Here is a 15,435-nt window from a genome sequence, read left to right on the forward strand (position 1 = left end):
TAAAAATCCGTAACCCTGCTTTGTGGCGACAGATTCAAACGGTATGATCAGATCATGCTAACTATCGCCACAGCAGGATACTGAAATGCGCTCTGTTTTTTTGGTGTGGGCACTGGTCGTCAGTGCCTGCACATCAACGACCCCATCCTCCTCATCTTCACCACAACAAACGAGCAACCAGCCTGCCCCGTTTCAGATAACAGACAATCTTTTTAATCCTTCTAATCCTGATACGCTCGGATTAACAAAACCCGCAGATACAAAACATCACCGCGTATTCACCGCCCAAGCAGGCAGCGCGCAATACAACCACGGCGCAGTGTTATTTCCATTTAAAGGCGAGCTATTTATTCAGTGGCAAAGTTCACAGCAGGATGAAGACGCACCAGAAACAAAAATATTATTCAGCCGCAGCAACAATGGCAGCAACTGGAGCCAAGCCAAAACACTGGTGCCCGCACGCAGCGATGCGTTAGTCACTAACGGTGGCTGGTGGAGCGATGGAAAAATCTTGATCGCCTACATCAATGTGTGGCCGCATAACCAAGACCCCAAAGGTGGATATGTTGAATACATCACCAGTGAAGATGGCAATAATTGGTCAGCGCCCAAACGTTTACTGGATAACAACAATCAACCCGTTGCCGGTGTGATCGAACAGGATTTAAAACAACTCCCCAGCGGCAGAATTCTCACCGCTATTCATCATCAACCCGGTTTAATTGCCAAGCCGTTTTATACCGATGACCCAACCGGTTTACGTGGTTGGACGCAAGGAAAAATGGAAAACCTGCCACATCAACCCGGCATTAGCCGCGAGCTGGAACCCAGCTGGTTTTTAACAGCACAACAAAACCCGGTGATGGTATTTCGCGATCAAGGCAGCAGCTTTACAGTGCTGGCGTCCATCAGTAAGGATAATGGCAATAGCTGGTCAAAACCCGCCGCCACTAATATGCCCGACTCACGCGCTAAACAAAGTGCAGGCAACCTACCCGATGGCCGCGCATTTATCGTCAACAATCCAAGCGGCTCAAAAACTCGCACTCCTTTGACAATCACAATTAGTAACGATGGTGAAATTTTTGATCGCGTATTTTTATTGCGTAGCGAATCAGAATTACCGCCAATGTTGTACGAGGGAAAATACAAGCGCATAGGTTACAGCTACCCCAAAAGCATTGTCTGGAATAAACGCGTATGGGTCAGTTATGCTGTCAACAAAGAAGATATTGAAGTTACCGAAGTGATAATTCCCTGATTTATTTTTCTCAAGAATGTAAAACGAGATACCACAGAGTAGATGTGATGATGAACAAAATGAAATTAAAAATGATTGTACCGCTGGTGTGCAGCATGAGTTTGCTGTCTTGCGCGCAGGCGCCCACCAAACAAAATGCGAATAGCCAACTCAATGCAACCGCGCAAACTAATGCAAGTACGCAAGCATCAGCTACAACAGCAACTACAACAGCCACAAGCATGGCTGCGCCGGTCATACAGCCGCGCCCCTTTGTAACTGAAGCTGAATTTTCCGCCTGTTTAAAAACCTTTAGTACTCAAGCGCAAGCAGAAGGAATCACCAAACAAACTATTGCCAATAGTTTGGACAAAGCTGAGCTGAACAAACGCGTATTGGAGTTGGATCGCCAACAACCTGAATTTACTACAACCTTTGCGGATTATTTTAATCGCCGCGTCAACGATCAACGCATCACTCAAGGCCGCGCGCTTTGGAATAGCAACCGCGCGCTGCTGGATCGCGTCGAGCAACACTACGGTGTACCTGCGCAATATCTGCTGGCGTTTTGGGGGTTAGAAACCAACTTCGGAAGTTATTTTGGCAATATCAATGTTGTCGATTCACTTGCCACACTCGCGTGTGACCCAAGACGCAGCGATTTTTTCACCATCGAATTAATGAATGCGCTGCGCATTTTGGATAAGGGCGATATTACGCCCAATAAAATGGTCGGCTCTTGGGCAGGCGCTATGGGCAACTTCCAATTTATGCCGTCAGCTTATTTAAAAAATGCAGTCGATTACGACGGTGACAACAAACGCGATTTGTGGAATAGCAAGCCGGATGCGATGGCATCGGCCGCAAAATTTTTACAAAACCTTGGCTGGAAAACGACCGAGCGCTGGGGGAGAGAAGTAAAACTGCCGCGCGATTTTCCATTTCTAGAAGCGGGTTTGAAAAACACAAAATCACTTAGCGAATGGCATCAAATGGGCATCACCAATGCCGATAACACCCCACTTGCGCAAGCCGATATCAATGCATCGTTATTAGTGCCAGCTGGTCATCAAGGCCCGGCATTTTTAGTCTATGAAAATTTTAATGTGATTATGCGCTGGAACCGCTCGGAGTTTTACGCAATTGCCGTGGGGCAACTCGCTGATCAAATTGCCGGTGGAGGCAAACTGGTGCAACCACCACCAACCGATGCACCGCGCTTGCATCGCCAACAGGTTATGCAATTGCAAGCCACGCTGAATCACAAAGGGTTTGATGCAGGAAAACCCGACGGCATTTTCGGCCCCGGAACCCGCCGTGCGCTCAGCGAATTCCAAGCGGATCAAAAAATGATTGCCGATGGTTTCCCCGATAAAAAAACCTTGTCGTTACTCGGTATCACTGCAAACTAAAAAGTTGTTGATGAAACCTTTAAGACCTTAAAGGCATATAAATATTTTATTTTTATGCCTTTAAAAAAGGTTTTCTGCTAGCGGGTACACCACTCCTTGAATTGCGTATCCTATTTTTAAATCTTGCGGAACTAATAGTTGTTTCTCAGCGTCTTCTAGGTAGATACTGAGTTTTGACGATGCTGAGTTTTCACAATCAGTCCCGTTCAGAATCCAGATTCTATTTATTTTTCTATTAGCACAAGAGGGATTTAGCCATGCAAACATCTACAACTAAAGATTCAGCTGTTAATAAAGCTTCTAAAGCAAATACTACCATTCACAAGAAATCCGAAGATCTCGCAAATGATTTTCGCAACTTTGTAACTGAAACTGAGGCATTGCTCAAAGCCACCGCTGAATATGGCGGCACAGAGCTGACTCTCGCTAGAGCCAAACTAAATGAACGCCTTGTTCACGCCAAACATTCATTGGCAGAGATGGGTGAGGCTTTGTCTGATCGCGCATCTGCAACGGCAGAATCTGCAAATACTTACGTGCATGAAAAGCCCTGGCAAGCTGTCGGCATAGGCGCTGCTGTAGGGTTCGTAGCAGGTTTGATATTAAATCGCCGCTAGTTTTTTTGAAAAGCGGAGTGCCTCAACACTCCGCTTTTTTGTTCAGATAAAACTACGCAATATCACCGCAAGTGGCTTTTAATTCGCGCCAAAGTCGATAAGGTTTTAATTCGTAAATCGCGGTCATATACATCAATCGTAAACATAAATTCATCTACGGCGAGTTCATCGCGCAACTGTTGCAAACCATCAAGAATTTCCAACTCATCGCCAACCTGCGCCAAGGCTAAAAATTCCTGCACGCTGTGTTTTTCACTGGGTGACCAATCCAATTCATCAAAGGGTTTGGGTGGGCATAACCACAAAGGTTCCCCGCGAAATAGCGCGGTAATGCGCTGAAAACTGGTAGTCGCATTCAAGGCAGCTTGTTCCGATGTTTCACCCCACACAACCGGCAAACCCAACATGAAATAAGGCTTGTCCAAAAATGCCGACGGGCGAAATTCTGTGCGATACCGTTTCAGTGCAGCGCGCATATAAGTCGGCGCAAAATGTCCGGCGAATGAATAAGGCAGCCCCAATTGCGCTGCCAATCCGGCGCTGTATAAGCTGGAACCTAGAATCCAGATAGGCACTTGAGTACCCTCGCCCGGCACTGCACGCAAACGCTGTTGCGGTTGGCTCGGTTGCAATAATTGTTGAATCACCTGCACTTCCTGCGCAAAATTTTCTGCGGCTGTGTCATCGCGTTTAAGTGCGCGGCTAGTGATTTGATCAGTCCCCGGCGCGCGTCCTAGCCCCAGATCAATACGGTCGCCGTAGAGCGATACCAGAGTGCCAAATTGTTCCGCCACAATTAACGGCGAATGGTTAGGCAACATAATCCCACCAGACCCCACGCGCAGCTGCTGCGTTTTACCCGCCACATGCCCGATCAACACCGCCGTTGCCGAGCTGGCAATGCCCTGCATATTGTGGTGCTCAGCCAACCAAAAGCGCTTAAAGCCCAAGGTATCCGCCGCCTGCGCATAAGCCACCGTATGGTTAAACGTATCGCAGGGTGTTTCATTAACCCGCACCGCAGCAAGTTCAAGCAACGAAAATTCAACAGACATAACAACCTCCCAACGTCGAGGCAGTATTTTACGAATAAATCGAGAGGGAGATTCTGGCAAAGCGAAAACTTATTAATTCTTTACGTTAAGCAGAGCGATTTAAGCCCTGATCCGTGTGGAGCCTAACGGAATCAGAAAAGGGATTTTGATTAAGTTGGAATTAAGCTTGAATTAAGGTTCAGGCTGACGGGTTTATATAGAATTCCCTGCCCGTATAAACTTTATAACAGGCACACATCCAATATTAATTCACCTATACGGAGATTATTATGCGCAATATTCTGCTTGCTTCATTGACCCTGTTGAGCGCAACAGCATTCGCTGGCCCACAATGCACTACCACTGATAAAGCCGAATGGCTGGATCAAGCCAAATTTCAGGAAGATCTGAAAGCTCAGGGTTACGACATCAAAGTGTTTAAAGTAACCGATGGCAACTGCTATGAAATTTATGGCTGGAACAAAGACAAACAAAAAGTAGAAATCTACTTTGACCCAGTGACTGGCAAAGTCGTCAAAGAGGAAATTGAAGACTAATGTCAGTTCAAACCGAAAAACTCTGGGACCCACTAATCAGACTGTTTCACTGGTCAATCGCGTTTATTTTTATCGCCAATTACTTTTTTAATGAAGCCGGCGATGATTGGCACCAATGGCTGGGTTATGTAGCAGTCGCATGGTTAGTAGTGCGTTTTTTCTGGGGCTTTTTTGGCAAGGGCGCGGCGCGCTGGTCGGATTTTTTCCCGACTGGCTCACGCTTGCGCCAACATATAAAAGCACTGATAAATAAACAAGATTACCATCGCCTCGGCCACTCGCCACTGGGTGCACTGGTCATGATTATGATGATGCTGTGCATGCTCTTGCTGGGAGTGACCGGTTATATGATGGAAGAAATTGATTATTTTTGGGGCGTAGATTGGGTTGAAACCACCCATGAATGGATTGCCGATACCTTGATGGCATTAGTGGTAATTCACATTAGTGCTGCGCTGTTTGAAAGCTATCGTTTAAAAGAAAATCTTCCACTCTCGATGGTCACCGGCAAACGCCGTAAGATCAACCTGGAAAGCCAAATTTGATTTAATTCAATTTACTCTCATGATTTGTAACCCGCATAAACGCCAAGTAAATGCGGGTTACATACTTGAATTAATCGACCAGATAATAATCCACCGTAGAAACCACACGCACTTTTTTCAGGTAAGGCGTGTTGCTATCGCGATCTTCCACACTGAATTGCCCTTGGTTTGCACGTTTAAGTTTTCCCAAACGGCTATTTGAATCCGCAGCAAATTGTTCGGCCACCATCCGTGCATTGCGCGTTGCCTCTTCCACCATCGCCGGTTTGACTTCATTGAGTTTGGTAAACATGTATTGCACGCGCTGGCTGTATTCATCGCCACCAATGGCAATGCCTTTTTTACCAAGCTCAACGATGCGCTCCTGCGACTGCCGCACCAGATCAATTTTATTGGTGTAGATGGTAATTGTCTGTTGCGCGGTGTAACGCATGCTTACGTTTTGCTCGCCATAACGCTCGGCCAACTTATCGGTGACTAGTGGTGTGGCTGTGGTGATTTCATCCGCACTGAAACCTTCCTTTTGCAAAAACGCAGTAATTTCACGCGCATTGCTTTCCATTGTCGCGTAGAGGTTGGTTAATTCGTTATTCGCCGCAGCAAAACGAATTGGCCAGACGGCAACATCGGCAGGCAACTCACGTTCCGATAGTCCTTTTACCGATACCACGCGCTCATATTCTTTAAATTTGATCGCGCTACTGCCCAGCAGCCATGCCGATGCAGTAAGCCCAATACAAATAAACGCGCCCAGAAAGAATGCTGCCTTATGTTGATTTTCCATTATCACACCTCTGACCGATAAACTTGTTCTTGATTAATTTACTCTAGCCGCAAAATTCGATGTTGCGGCCCCGGTGCAATCTGCACACCCGGTGTTTTTGGGTCTGCATCATTCGCTGGATTTTTCAAATACGCATCCAGCACATCTACATCCAGAGCCCCACCTAGCGGCTGGGTTGCTTTAGCCAGTATATAAAACTTATCGCCGCCATTAGCGAGGTAATTATTCACAGTGACGCGATAACTCTGGCGCGGATTGATTACAGCACCCTGTAATTTAATAGAAGCTGAATCGACTTTGTCACAGGCCGCGCCGCTTGCTGACCACGAATAAGAGAATCCGCTGGAAACCTGCAAAATACGATTCGTTGACTGGCCGCTTTTGTCATTTGCAGGATAATTCCAATCCGCCGGAGCATTGCCAGCATGGCAATCGCCAAATTGTTGCTCCAATAAAATATGCAGTTGCTCACCGGTTAAGCTCAGTGTGATCAGATTATTGGCAAACGGCTGCAAGGTAAATATTTCACCGTAGGTCACTTTGCCATCACCCTCACTGGCCGCACTGGATTTATAAAGTAAACCCGGAGAGCGAATTCCACCCGTATTCATAAACGCAATCACAGCGGCGCCTTTATCAGTTGCTGCTGTAGCTTGCAGTTGTGCATCGGCAATTAAATTACCTATTGCGCTTTCACCCGCTGCACTAACATCGGTGTTCGGCATATCAGCGATAATTTCACCAATGACCTTATCCGCAATCGGTTTTGCTAATTTGCGATAGCTATCCACAATACTTGCGATTTCCGCATCTGGTGTCACATCAGTTTTAGTGCGATCCACAATAATATTGTTTGCACTCACGCGCGCGACATCACCGGTTTTTACATCAACAGCAATATCGATGTCCGTTAAAATACGACCATTGGAATTTGCACTGGTTATTGAAATTAACCGACCAGATTTATTTTGCAATTGGCAGTTATAGGCTTGATGCGTGTGGCCGGAAATAACCAAGTCAACTTCGTCGTTTAATTGATTCACTATGGATGCGATAGGCGAATCAGCAAGATTTCCATCGCATGAGTTAATCGTATCTGCCGCTTGCGCAATTGTTTGTGTTCCGCCCTGATGGAAAAGCACAACAACTGCACGCACGCCCTGCGCCTGCAACTCAGGAATTAATGCATTTACCGTGGCAGCTTCATCGGCAAACTCCAAACCTTTAATTCCTTGTGCCGCAACCATGGTAGGTGTTTCTTTCAAGGTCATCCCAATAAAAGCAACACGCACATCGCCAAAGGTTTTAATAGCATAGGGAGGAAGCAAGGTTTTTTTACTGTTAAGGTCCTGCACATTTGCAGCGAGAAATTGAAATTGCGCACCTTCAAACGGCACTGGTGTACCAACAATATTTCCTTTGCAAGTATTAGAATCAGTCGGGTGACAACCACCCTGCTGCATACGCATTAACTCTTCGCGGCCGTCATCGAATTCGTGATTCCCTACCGCATTAAAATCCAAACCAAGGCGGTTCATCGCCTCAATTGTCGGCTCGTCATGAAACAGTGCAGAAATCAAAGGCGATGCACCAATCATATCCCCTGCCGACACCACAACATTATTGGGGTTATGCGCCTTGAGCGAAGCAACATACCCCGCCATCCACTCAACACCACCCGCTGGAATACTTGCGTGCGTTGCAGATTCACCGGCATCTGCACTCGCACGAAAATCAGCGGGAGCCTCTAAATTCCCATGAAAATCATTAAACGCGATAATTTTTACCGGCACTTCTTTTGTTTGCGTCACACATGCATTCAACGAAAAGCTAACCAAAACGATCAAAAATTTAACCAACTTCATTATCATGCCCCTAGAATTCATAACGGGAAAAGATCAGCAAGACTTGCGCCAGAAAAAGAAACGTTAACAATACAAAAATTATGTTACTCAATGGTGAATCTCTAGTGACTAAACGCTAATCTTGTTTAACACCTTATAAAGTGACGCTAACTTTTTAGCCGCATTCCACAGAATTAAAAATCATCTTTAACAATAAAAATCAGCTTTAGGTTTTACGATGAACTCATATCTTTCATTTATTCGGAATACCAGTTTCGCCATCATCAGCAGCGCTCTTCTGGCAAGTTGTGGGCAAAGTGACAAAAACATCAGTAGTGATCAATCCAGAAGCGACGCTCAATCCAGCACAAATTGGTAATCAGGTGCGGATTGGCCTTGGTATCACGGCAACCCTCATGGCACTCACTACTCCACGCTTGATCAAATCAACAAAGACAATGTTAAAGATTTACAAGTCGCTTGGACGTTTGATTCGGGCGATGCATTTGGTGAAGGCGGCAGTCAATCGGATATGCAAAGTAATCCGCTGATTATTAATGGCGACTTTTATTTTGTATCGCCCAAAGGCCGATTGTTTTGCTTGAATGCCGCAACAGGAGCGCAGCAATGGGTTTTTGATCCCGCGTTTGGTGAGGATATCAACACCAAACAGCGTTTGCGCGGAATTTCCTATTGGCGCGATGGAGATGACAAACGTATTCTGTTCACCTTTCGCGGCTTTTTAATGGCGATTAATGCAACAACCGGGGAATTAATAAAAACCTTTGGCCACGCAGGAAAAATCGATTTACGCGAAGGCTTGGGGCGAGCAATTGATAGCGTCAACGTCGGCAATGTTTCACCCGGTGTTATTTATAAAGACCTAATCATCATGGGTTCTACCGGCAACACTCCCGGACATATTCGCGCTTACGATGTGCGCACCGGCGAACAAAAGTGGATCTTCCACACCATCCCTCATCCGGGTGAATTTGGTTACGAGACTTGGCCGAAAGATGCTTGGAAAACCGCGAAAGGTGCAAATGCCTGGTCAGGTTTAACACTCGATCCCGATGCGGGAATTGTATTTGTCCCACTCGCATCTGCCGGCATGGGCGATAAAGATTTTTACGGCGGGGACCGCACCGGCGACAATCTGTTTGGCACATCACTGGTTGCGCTCGATGCAAACACCGGCAAACGCCTGTGGCATTTCCAATTGGTAAAACACGATTTGTGGGACAGAGACCCACCTACACCACCAACACTCATCACAGTTGAACGCGATGGCAAAAAAATCCCTGCCGTAGCGCAAACGACCAAAGCAGGTGTGATTTATATTTTGGATCGAGCAACGGGCGAATCCTTATATCCACTCACGCAAGTGAATCCTCCCGCATCGGATATTCCCGGCGAAGTTTCTGCGCAATCGCAAATAATGCCGCTGCATCCAAAACCATTTGCCCGCCAGCATTTAACCGAAAACATGCTAACCACACGCACACCAGCCGCGAATGAAAGCGCAAAGAAAATATTTTCCGGATTGCGCTCACGCGGGCCTTTTGATCCGCCTTCATTACAGGGAACGATTTTATTTCCCGGCATGGATGGCGGCGCAGAATGGGGCGGAGCGGCTTATGACCCAGAGACTGGAATGCTCTACGTTAATGCTAACGAAATGGCGTGGATTTTAAAAGTGAAAGAGCGCCCGCCATTATTAGCCGGAAGCAGTGGTGAAGCGATTTATGTAAATCACTGCTCGGTTTGTCACGGTGTAGAGCGCAACGGCAGCCCACCAGAATTTCCTGCTCTAATTGGTGTGAGCGAGCGCTTGAGTGAAACGCAAATGCAGCATCAGATCATTAATGGCAACGGCAGAATGCCCGGCTTTGGCAAATTATTATCCGAGACCGATGTTGCAGCGCTTATTGGTTTTTTAAAAGGCGACCCTGCACAGGCATTAAAAAAAGACACCCCCTATTATCCCTCCACCGATGGCGATCCTTATGTATTCGGCGGCTACACACGTTTTCTGGATGATGAAGGCTACCCCGCAATTACACCGCCTTGGGGAACGCTCAGCGCCATTAACGTCAACTCCGGTGAATACCTGTGGGCACAACCTTTTGGTGAATATCCTGAATTAGCAGCGCAAGGATTAACAAACACCGGCAGCGAAAATTATGGCGGCGCCGTCGTCACCAAAGGCGGCCTACTATTTATCGCCGCCACGGTTTACGACAACAAATTCCGCGCCTTCGATAAACTCACCGGCAAACTACTCTGGCAAACCACCCTGCCCGCCGCCGGCATAGCAACACCCGCGACCTATTCAGTAGAAGGAAAACAATTTATCGCAATAGGCGCAGGCGGCGGAAAAAATCCAAAAGCAAAACCGGGAGGGAGCGTAGTGGTGTTTAGTTTGCCTTAACTATTTACTAATAAATCTACAAATCGCGTATCGCTGCTAAAAAAGTAATAGCCTGTAATTCCCGCTGGCACCAAATGCAGCTATGGTCTTTAATTGGCTTTACCTACACGTCCACGACGAACCCGTAGGTTGGCGGTGAGGAACGAACCCCAACAATATTGAAAGACAGTAATGTGCCCAAAGAGGAAGTTAAGTTCCCCCCCCCTCATTTAAGCGATTTTGCTAAATAACCTAGAGAGCAAGTCGAGAAAACATAAATAGCGTTAATTTTAACCTTAAAAATATTTTGAAATTTATAAAAGGATAATATGGCTAACACAGACATTGGCGGCATAGGTGCTAAGAAAGGGTTCTTATATCAAGACTACGTTGCTGCATTAAATACGCTTTTCATGCTAAAAAATAAAAATATCAAAGAGGTTCGATGCGAAGTCGGAGATGACTTCGATGTTATCTACGCAGATCATATTGAATATGTTCAAGTTAAAACCACGGCATCTGATAAATCGTGGCAGCTGACGGAATTCACTAAATGTACTCAAAAAAAGGTTCCGACAGCTAGGCAAGGAAAGGAAAAAACTGTGGCAGGCAAAGATTCCATACTGCACAAATCATTAAATTGCGATAAAGAACCTCTATCGGGTCACTTCCGCATAGTCACCCCTAGGGATGTTTACGCAAATCTTTCATTTTTGAAAATATTACAAAAAGATCGAAATGAAAGCCATAAAGACCAAAGAAATAAACTTCTAAAATCATTGAGGAGCAAACTAAAGACCCACGTCTCTCATAATGGAAATGACGTTGAGTATTGGTTGGATAACGCAACCTGGGAAGTAATTCCGAGTGTGGATCAAGTCAAACTTTTGGCATACAAAACTATAACTACCGTCGCATATGATTTTTGTGGCGTACATTTGAATCCAGGTCGAGATCCAGAGAGAATTCTAAATGATCTTTTGGTAAATATTATTGAAAAATCTGCAACATCAATCGTTTTAAAAAGTGTTGACAGCAAGACGTACAAAAGAACTGATTTTATGGATTGGTTTAAAAGCGAGGTGGAATATTATAGTAGTGAAGCGGCAACCCACTTAAAGGTCTACACACTAAATGGAGCTCAACTAACGGCAATCTTGGATAATTTTTTTACCAATAACTCGCTATATAGACATTCAGGACCAAAAACATGCAATGGAGTAAAAGGTAAATATCACCGTCAAAATTACATGTTTGATCAACTTTCAAAAGGAATAAAAAATTGGATTCCTGAGGTACTTCTTCGTCCAAGTGAAATTGCTGACATCGCACCAGAAAGGCTTGAACAAAAAATTAAGCTTTTAGCGGAACGAAAGGCGAAGCATTCAGAAAATCTTCAGGAGCTAGTATCACAAGTATTGCTCCACTCCTTGGTGAGGACAAATTTTAAAGCACAACCTATTCCTGCACACCTTTATATCGATGATGAAAAATCAAGTGATTTTGATAACGTTCATATAATATTGCGCGAACATGATTATGATTTACTACTAATGGGTTTTAGTCACTTTATTCAAGGAGATATCGGAGTGGGTCTAGAGAAAATAGTCTCAGATTTTGACGAGCTTCTGGCATCAGAGGCCTTTTCCAATAAAAAAGAGAAAATATTGGAGCATAAAGAAAATGGGTATCTTCTTCAGCACGACATTGATGATATTTTAAAGCCAAACACTTCACTTGATGAGAATCTATCACGATTTATATTTGCTTTTTTCATTGGCTATGAAACTCCCACTGTAGGAAGCGTTGAAAAAAGAAATCAGGAGGAATATTTGCCAATTTTGGAATCTGAAGTAACTGCTCAGTTTCAAGCATTAATCGATGGCCTGATTGCCATAGATTCCTTTTTTGAGGAAATTAACGTATTAACATATATTTATCCAACCCCCTCCCTCAATCGACTTTTAGAAGCTGTTAAGTCTGAGGTGGCCTGATATTATGGGGAACACTACTGCAACAATATCTATTCAAAATGTTAGGGACGATAGGCAAACTCCCTTTGGTTATCTAAAAATTGCCAACGAATATTTATCCTCACCAGAGAGCGCTACCACTGGCAGAGAGTATATTATCCGTGCATTAGCTAACATGGAGCTATTTAAGCAGCATAATCAGTTGTTGAAAAATTTGGTCCGTAAAGCTGGCTTATATCCCTATCTAAAAAAATTTTTCAAGGACGACAATTCCGAGGAATTGAATTTTTTACTATCGCTATTCCAAAGCGAAGCAAGTATGAATTTTGTTTTTCATTCAATGCAAGCCAAGATATTCCGGCTATTAATGAGCGGAAAAAATGTGGTGTTAAGTGCTCCAACCAGCATGGGAAAAAGTGCGATTGTTGATTCTTTAGTCGCGACAGATAAATTCAAGCGAGTTGTAATTGTTGTTCCAACAATAGCCTTGATTGACGAAACAAGGCGACGAATTCAGAAATTATTCGGCCAAAAATTTCAAGTCATTTTCCATGGAACTCAAGCCTGCAATAGAAGCAGGGCAATATATGTGCTAACTCAAGAGCGAGTGAACGAGCGACATGATTTAAAAAATATTGATTTGTTTATTATTGATGAATTCTACAAATTGGCCTTTAGTCAAGAAGATGAATCTCGAGTTGTTGCACTCAACATTGCGCTTAGCAAGCTACTTGTCTGTTCCAAGCAGTTTTATATGATCGGACCTTATATTGACGCAGTCCGAGGGATGGAAGGCATTGGAAAAGATTACGTTTTTGTTCCAACAGATTTCAATACGGTTGCACTGAATATTCACGAATACAATTTACCTCCAAATGATTTGGATTCCAAGAATGATAAGTTGCGAGAAATTATAGAAGCTTATGGCGGACCAACGATAATTTATTGCAAATCGCAAGGATCAATTTCTAGGGTTGTAGATGGCATGGCCAATTTTCAAGCCGGAATTGCAACAAAAGAAATCACAGACTATCAAATGTGGCTAGAGAATTTTTATGGCGAAGATTGGTGCTATACCAAAGCTTTAGAGCTAGGTGTTGGCATTCACCACGGTGCACTTCCAAGAGCTTTACAGCAAAGAACGATAGAGCTATTTAATAGCGGTAGTATTAAATTGCTGATATGTACATCAACCCTAATTGAAGGTGTTAATACCGCAGCAGAAAACGTTATTGTTTACGACAATAGACGATCGAATACTAGCATTGACACATTCACCTACAAAAACATTGCGGGTCGCGCAGGCAGGATGAACCAACATTTGATAGGAAATGTATTTTGTTTAGAACCGACTCCAAAAATTAACGAGCAGTCAAATGTGGTTGATGTTCCATTGGGACAACAAAACGATAGCACCCCGGTAAGCCTACTTGCAGGAATGCAAAATGAACATCTATCCACCGCTGGAACTGAGTCACTAGATAGATATGCTGTTGCTTATGATGTACCCATTAATCTCATAAAAAAACACGCTGCGTATTCTGCTCAAGTTATCAATGAGGCCTATCAATTTGTAAAAAATCTCAGTTTAAATGAAAAAGAGACTCTTTCTAGAACAAAAGCACCAAGTAGTGTCCAATTAAATTTGTTGACAAAATTTATAAAGATTGTCGAACTGAATTCATTGCGCAATTTAAATCTGCATTTTGCTGATAATCAGGATCTTCATAATCGTATTGGTTGGTATCTCTACGCGAAGTCTCATAGTGAATATCTAAGCGAAAGACTCACTTACATTTACCAGATTCACTCTGATTCACACCTTCGCTCCGATGCAACAGATAGAGAGTTAAAAATAATTAGAAATATATTTAAATATGCAGTGCCCCGAGCACTGCTTCTGCTTCAAGATTTACTAAGCGAAGAAAATAGAGAAATTCAAAGTAGCGATGCAGATTTTGGGTACATAATGCATATATTTGAAAACTCGCATTTACCGACGAGTTTTTCTGCTTTAGAGGAGATGGGTATTGCGATTGAGACGCTTGAAAAACTTGTTACAGATCGCTTAAGCCACGCGAGTATTGATACTTTAGTCAGGTATTTACGCTGGTTCCACAAGCGGCTGAGCAACCTAAGCAAAGTTGACAAGATGTTTATCGAAGTTGCACTGAATTGACCATAATTGAGTTAGGATTATAATCAACCAGTGCCCCCTATTGGCCGATAGCTGAAATTTAGTTGTCGACGTCACAAAGAAAAATTATGTTGGGGTTCGCAAGCTCACCACCAACCTACGGATTTCACGCTGTAGGTTGTGAGGTGCGCAGATTTCTATGCTAAACGCTAATTAAATTTAGCTCATAGGTTTTGGCTTTTATCTGACGCTCGGATAAGCCCCGCCTCTCACACTCGTTATATATTCAACTCTTTATCCGGAAATTTATGCAACTCATTAATATTGATAAAGCGCGTTATCGCAAGCATTTAAAAGTTGTGTTTATTGGCTGTGCCGTTGGTTTGGCGGTGGCTAGTTTGGCTTTGTCACAAACGCTGATTGCTATTTTCCCCGATGAAAGTGGCAGTCATTTTCATTGGAACTTATTGGGAGTAGTAGTGAGTGCAGTTACTCTAGGCTGGCTACTCAATAAATATCGCCAGCACGATTTCATGCGCGAGGTTACTTACGTTTGGGAATTGAAGCAAGCGCTGAATAAGATAACCCGAAAAATGCGGAAGCTGGAAGCGGCGGCACTTAACGGTGATAGAAATGCGATGCTGGCGATGCAATACAGTTATGCTGGTTCGCGCTTAGTGTGGCAGTTGGACGACAATACGCTCACGCTGAGTGAATTGGCGATTAAGCAACATGAACTTGATCGCTTGGCAGAAAAATTCCACGTGACCTTATCAGCAGCTGATTACGACGAGAAAATATTAACTGCGTTTTAGCATCTTTTGGCTGTTTAAATTCATACACAATAAAAAGCCCGCCCGTTTTGCAACGGACGGGCTTTTT

13 protein-coding genes are annotated in these 15,435 nt (G+C 44.1%); 10 read left to right on the plus strand and 3 right to left on the minus strand.

From position 1 onward, the window contains the following. The first annotated feature begins 85 nt into the window (after window positions 1–85). The 3 genes from SPL68_RS11485 (at window position 86) to SPL68_RS11495 (ending at window position 3,269) form a co-directional block, all read left to right on the plus strand. Window positions 86–1,261 (plus strand): sialidase family protein, encoded by a 1,176-nt coding sequence (locus SPL68_RS11485; protein ID WP_323815292.1) that lies wholly within the window; start codon window positions 86–88, stop codon window positions 1,259–1,261. A gap of 59 nt (window positions 1,262–1,320) precedes the next feature. Further along, window positions 1,321–2,652, plus strand: coding sequence for a lytic murein transglycosylase (locus SPL68_RS11490; protein ID WP_323815293.1), 1,332 nt, complete (start codon window positions 1,321–1,323; stop codon window positions 2,650–2,652). Window positions 2,653–2,909: 257 nt separating this feature from the next. After that, the gene (locus SPL68_RS11495; RefSeq protein ID WP_323815294.1) at window positions 2,910–3,269 is read left to right on the plus strand and encodes an ElaB/YgaM/YqjD family protein; all 360 of its coding nucleotides are present in this window, start codon (window positions 2,910–2,912) and stop codon (window positions 3,267–3,269) included. A 62-nt stretch (window positions 3,270–3,331) separates the two neighbouring features. Here SPL68_RS11495 and SPL68_RS11500 read toward each other — a convergent pair whose 3' ends face one another. Further along, window positions 3,332–4,324, minus strand: a complete 993-nt coding sequence (locus SPL68_RS11500) for an LLM class flavin-dependent oxidoreductase (protein ID WP_323815295.1) — start codon at window positions 4,322–4,324, stop codon at window positions 3,332–3,334. 269 nt (window positions 4,325–4,593) lie between these two features. Between SPL68_RS11500 and SPL68_RS11505 the strand changes: the two genes are divergently transcribed. Together SPL68_RS11505 and SPL68_RS11510 are read left to right on the plus strand one after the other, a co-directional pair. After that, window positions 4,594–4,860, plus strand: a complete 267-nt coding sequence (locus SPL68_RS11505) for a PepSY domain-containing protein (RefSeq protein WP_323815296.1) — start codon at window positions 4,594–4,596, stop codon at window positions 4,858–4,860. Next, complete coding sequence (locus tag SPL68_RS11510) at window positions 4,860–5,405, plus strand: cytochrome b/b6 domain-containing protein (protein ID WP_323815297.1); 546 nt, start codon at window positions 4,860–4,862, stop codon at window positions 5,403–5,405. The genes SPL68_RS11505 and SPL68_RS11510 overlap by 1 nt, the downstream gene beginning before the upstream one ends. A gap of 70 nt (window positions 5,406–5,475) precedes the next feature. On the opposite strand, the gene SPL68_RS11515 is transcribed toward SPL68_RS11510, so the two are convergent. Both SPL68_RS11515 and SPL68_RS11520 read right to left on the minus strand, forming a co-directional pair. Further along, window positions 5,476–6,189, minus strand: coding sequence for an SIMPL domain-containing protein (locus SPL68_RS11515; protein WP_323815298.1), 714 nt, complete (start codon window positions 6,187–6,189; stop codon window positions 5,476–5,478). Between the two features lie 38 nt (window positions 6,190–6,227). After that, window positions 6,228–8,054 (minus strand): bifunctional metallophosphatase/5'-nucleotidase, encoded by a 1,827-nt coding sequence (locus SPL68_RS11520; protein ID WP_323815299.1) that lies wholly within the window; start codon window positions 8,052–8,054, stop codon window positions 6,228–6,230. Window positions 8,055–8,350: 296 nt separating this feature from the next. On the opposite strand from SPL68_RS11520, the gene SPL68_RS11525 reads away from it, so the two are divergent. From SPL68_RS11525 to SPL68_RS11545, 5 genes are all read left to right on the plus strand, one after another. Next, the gene (locus SPL68_RS11525) at window positions 8,351–8,584 is read left to right on the plus strand and encodes a hypothetical protein (protein ID WP_323815300.1); all 234 of its coding nucleotides are present in this window, start codon (window positions 8,351–8,353) and stop codon (window positions 8,582–8,584) included. After that, the gene (locus SPL68_RS11530; RefSeq protein WP_465038329.1) at window positions 8,479–10,464 is read left to right on the plus strand and encodes an outer membrane protein assembly factor BamB family protein; all 1,986 of its coding nucleotides are present in this window, start codon (window positions 8,479–8,481) and stop codon (window positions 10,462–10,464) included. The genes SPL68_RS11525 and SPL68_RS11530 overlap by 106 nt, the downstream gene beginning before the upstream one ends. A 308-nt stretch (window positions 10,465–10,772) precedes the next feature. Beyond that, window positions 10,773–12,437, plus strand: a complete 1,665-nt coding sequence (locus SPL68_RS11535) for a dsDNA nuclease domain-containing protein (RefSeq protein ID WP_323815302.1) — start codon at window positions 10,773–10,775, stop codon at window positions 12,435–12,437. 4 nt (window positions 12,438–12,441) lie between these two features. Further along, the gene (locus tag SPL68_RS11540) at window positions 12,442–14,595 is read left to right on the plus strand and encodes a DEAD/DEAH box helicase (RefSeq protein WP_323815303.1); all 2,154 of its coding nucleotides are present in this window, start codon (window positions 12,442–12,444) and stop codon (window positions 14,593–14,595) included. A 266-nt stretch (window positions 14,596–14,861) separates the two neighbouring features. Next, entirely contained in the window at window positions 14,862–15,368 is a 507-nt protein-coding gene (locus tag SPL68_RS11545) for a DUF3087 domain-containing protein (protein ID WP_323815304.1), read from the plus strand. The last annotated feature ends 67 nt before the right edge of the window (window positions 15,369–15,435 follow it).

Source organism: Cellvibrio chitinivorans, from assembly GCF_035117775.1.
GTDB lineage: Bacteria > Pseudomonadota > Gammaproteobacteria > Pseudomonadales > Cellvibrionaceae > Cellvibrio > Cellvibrio chitinivorans.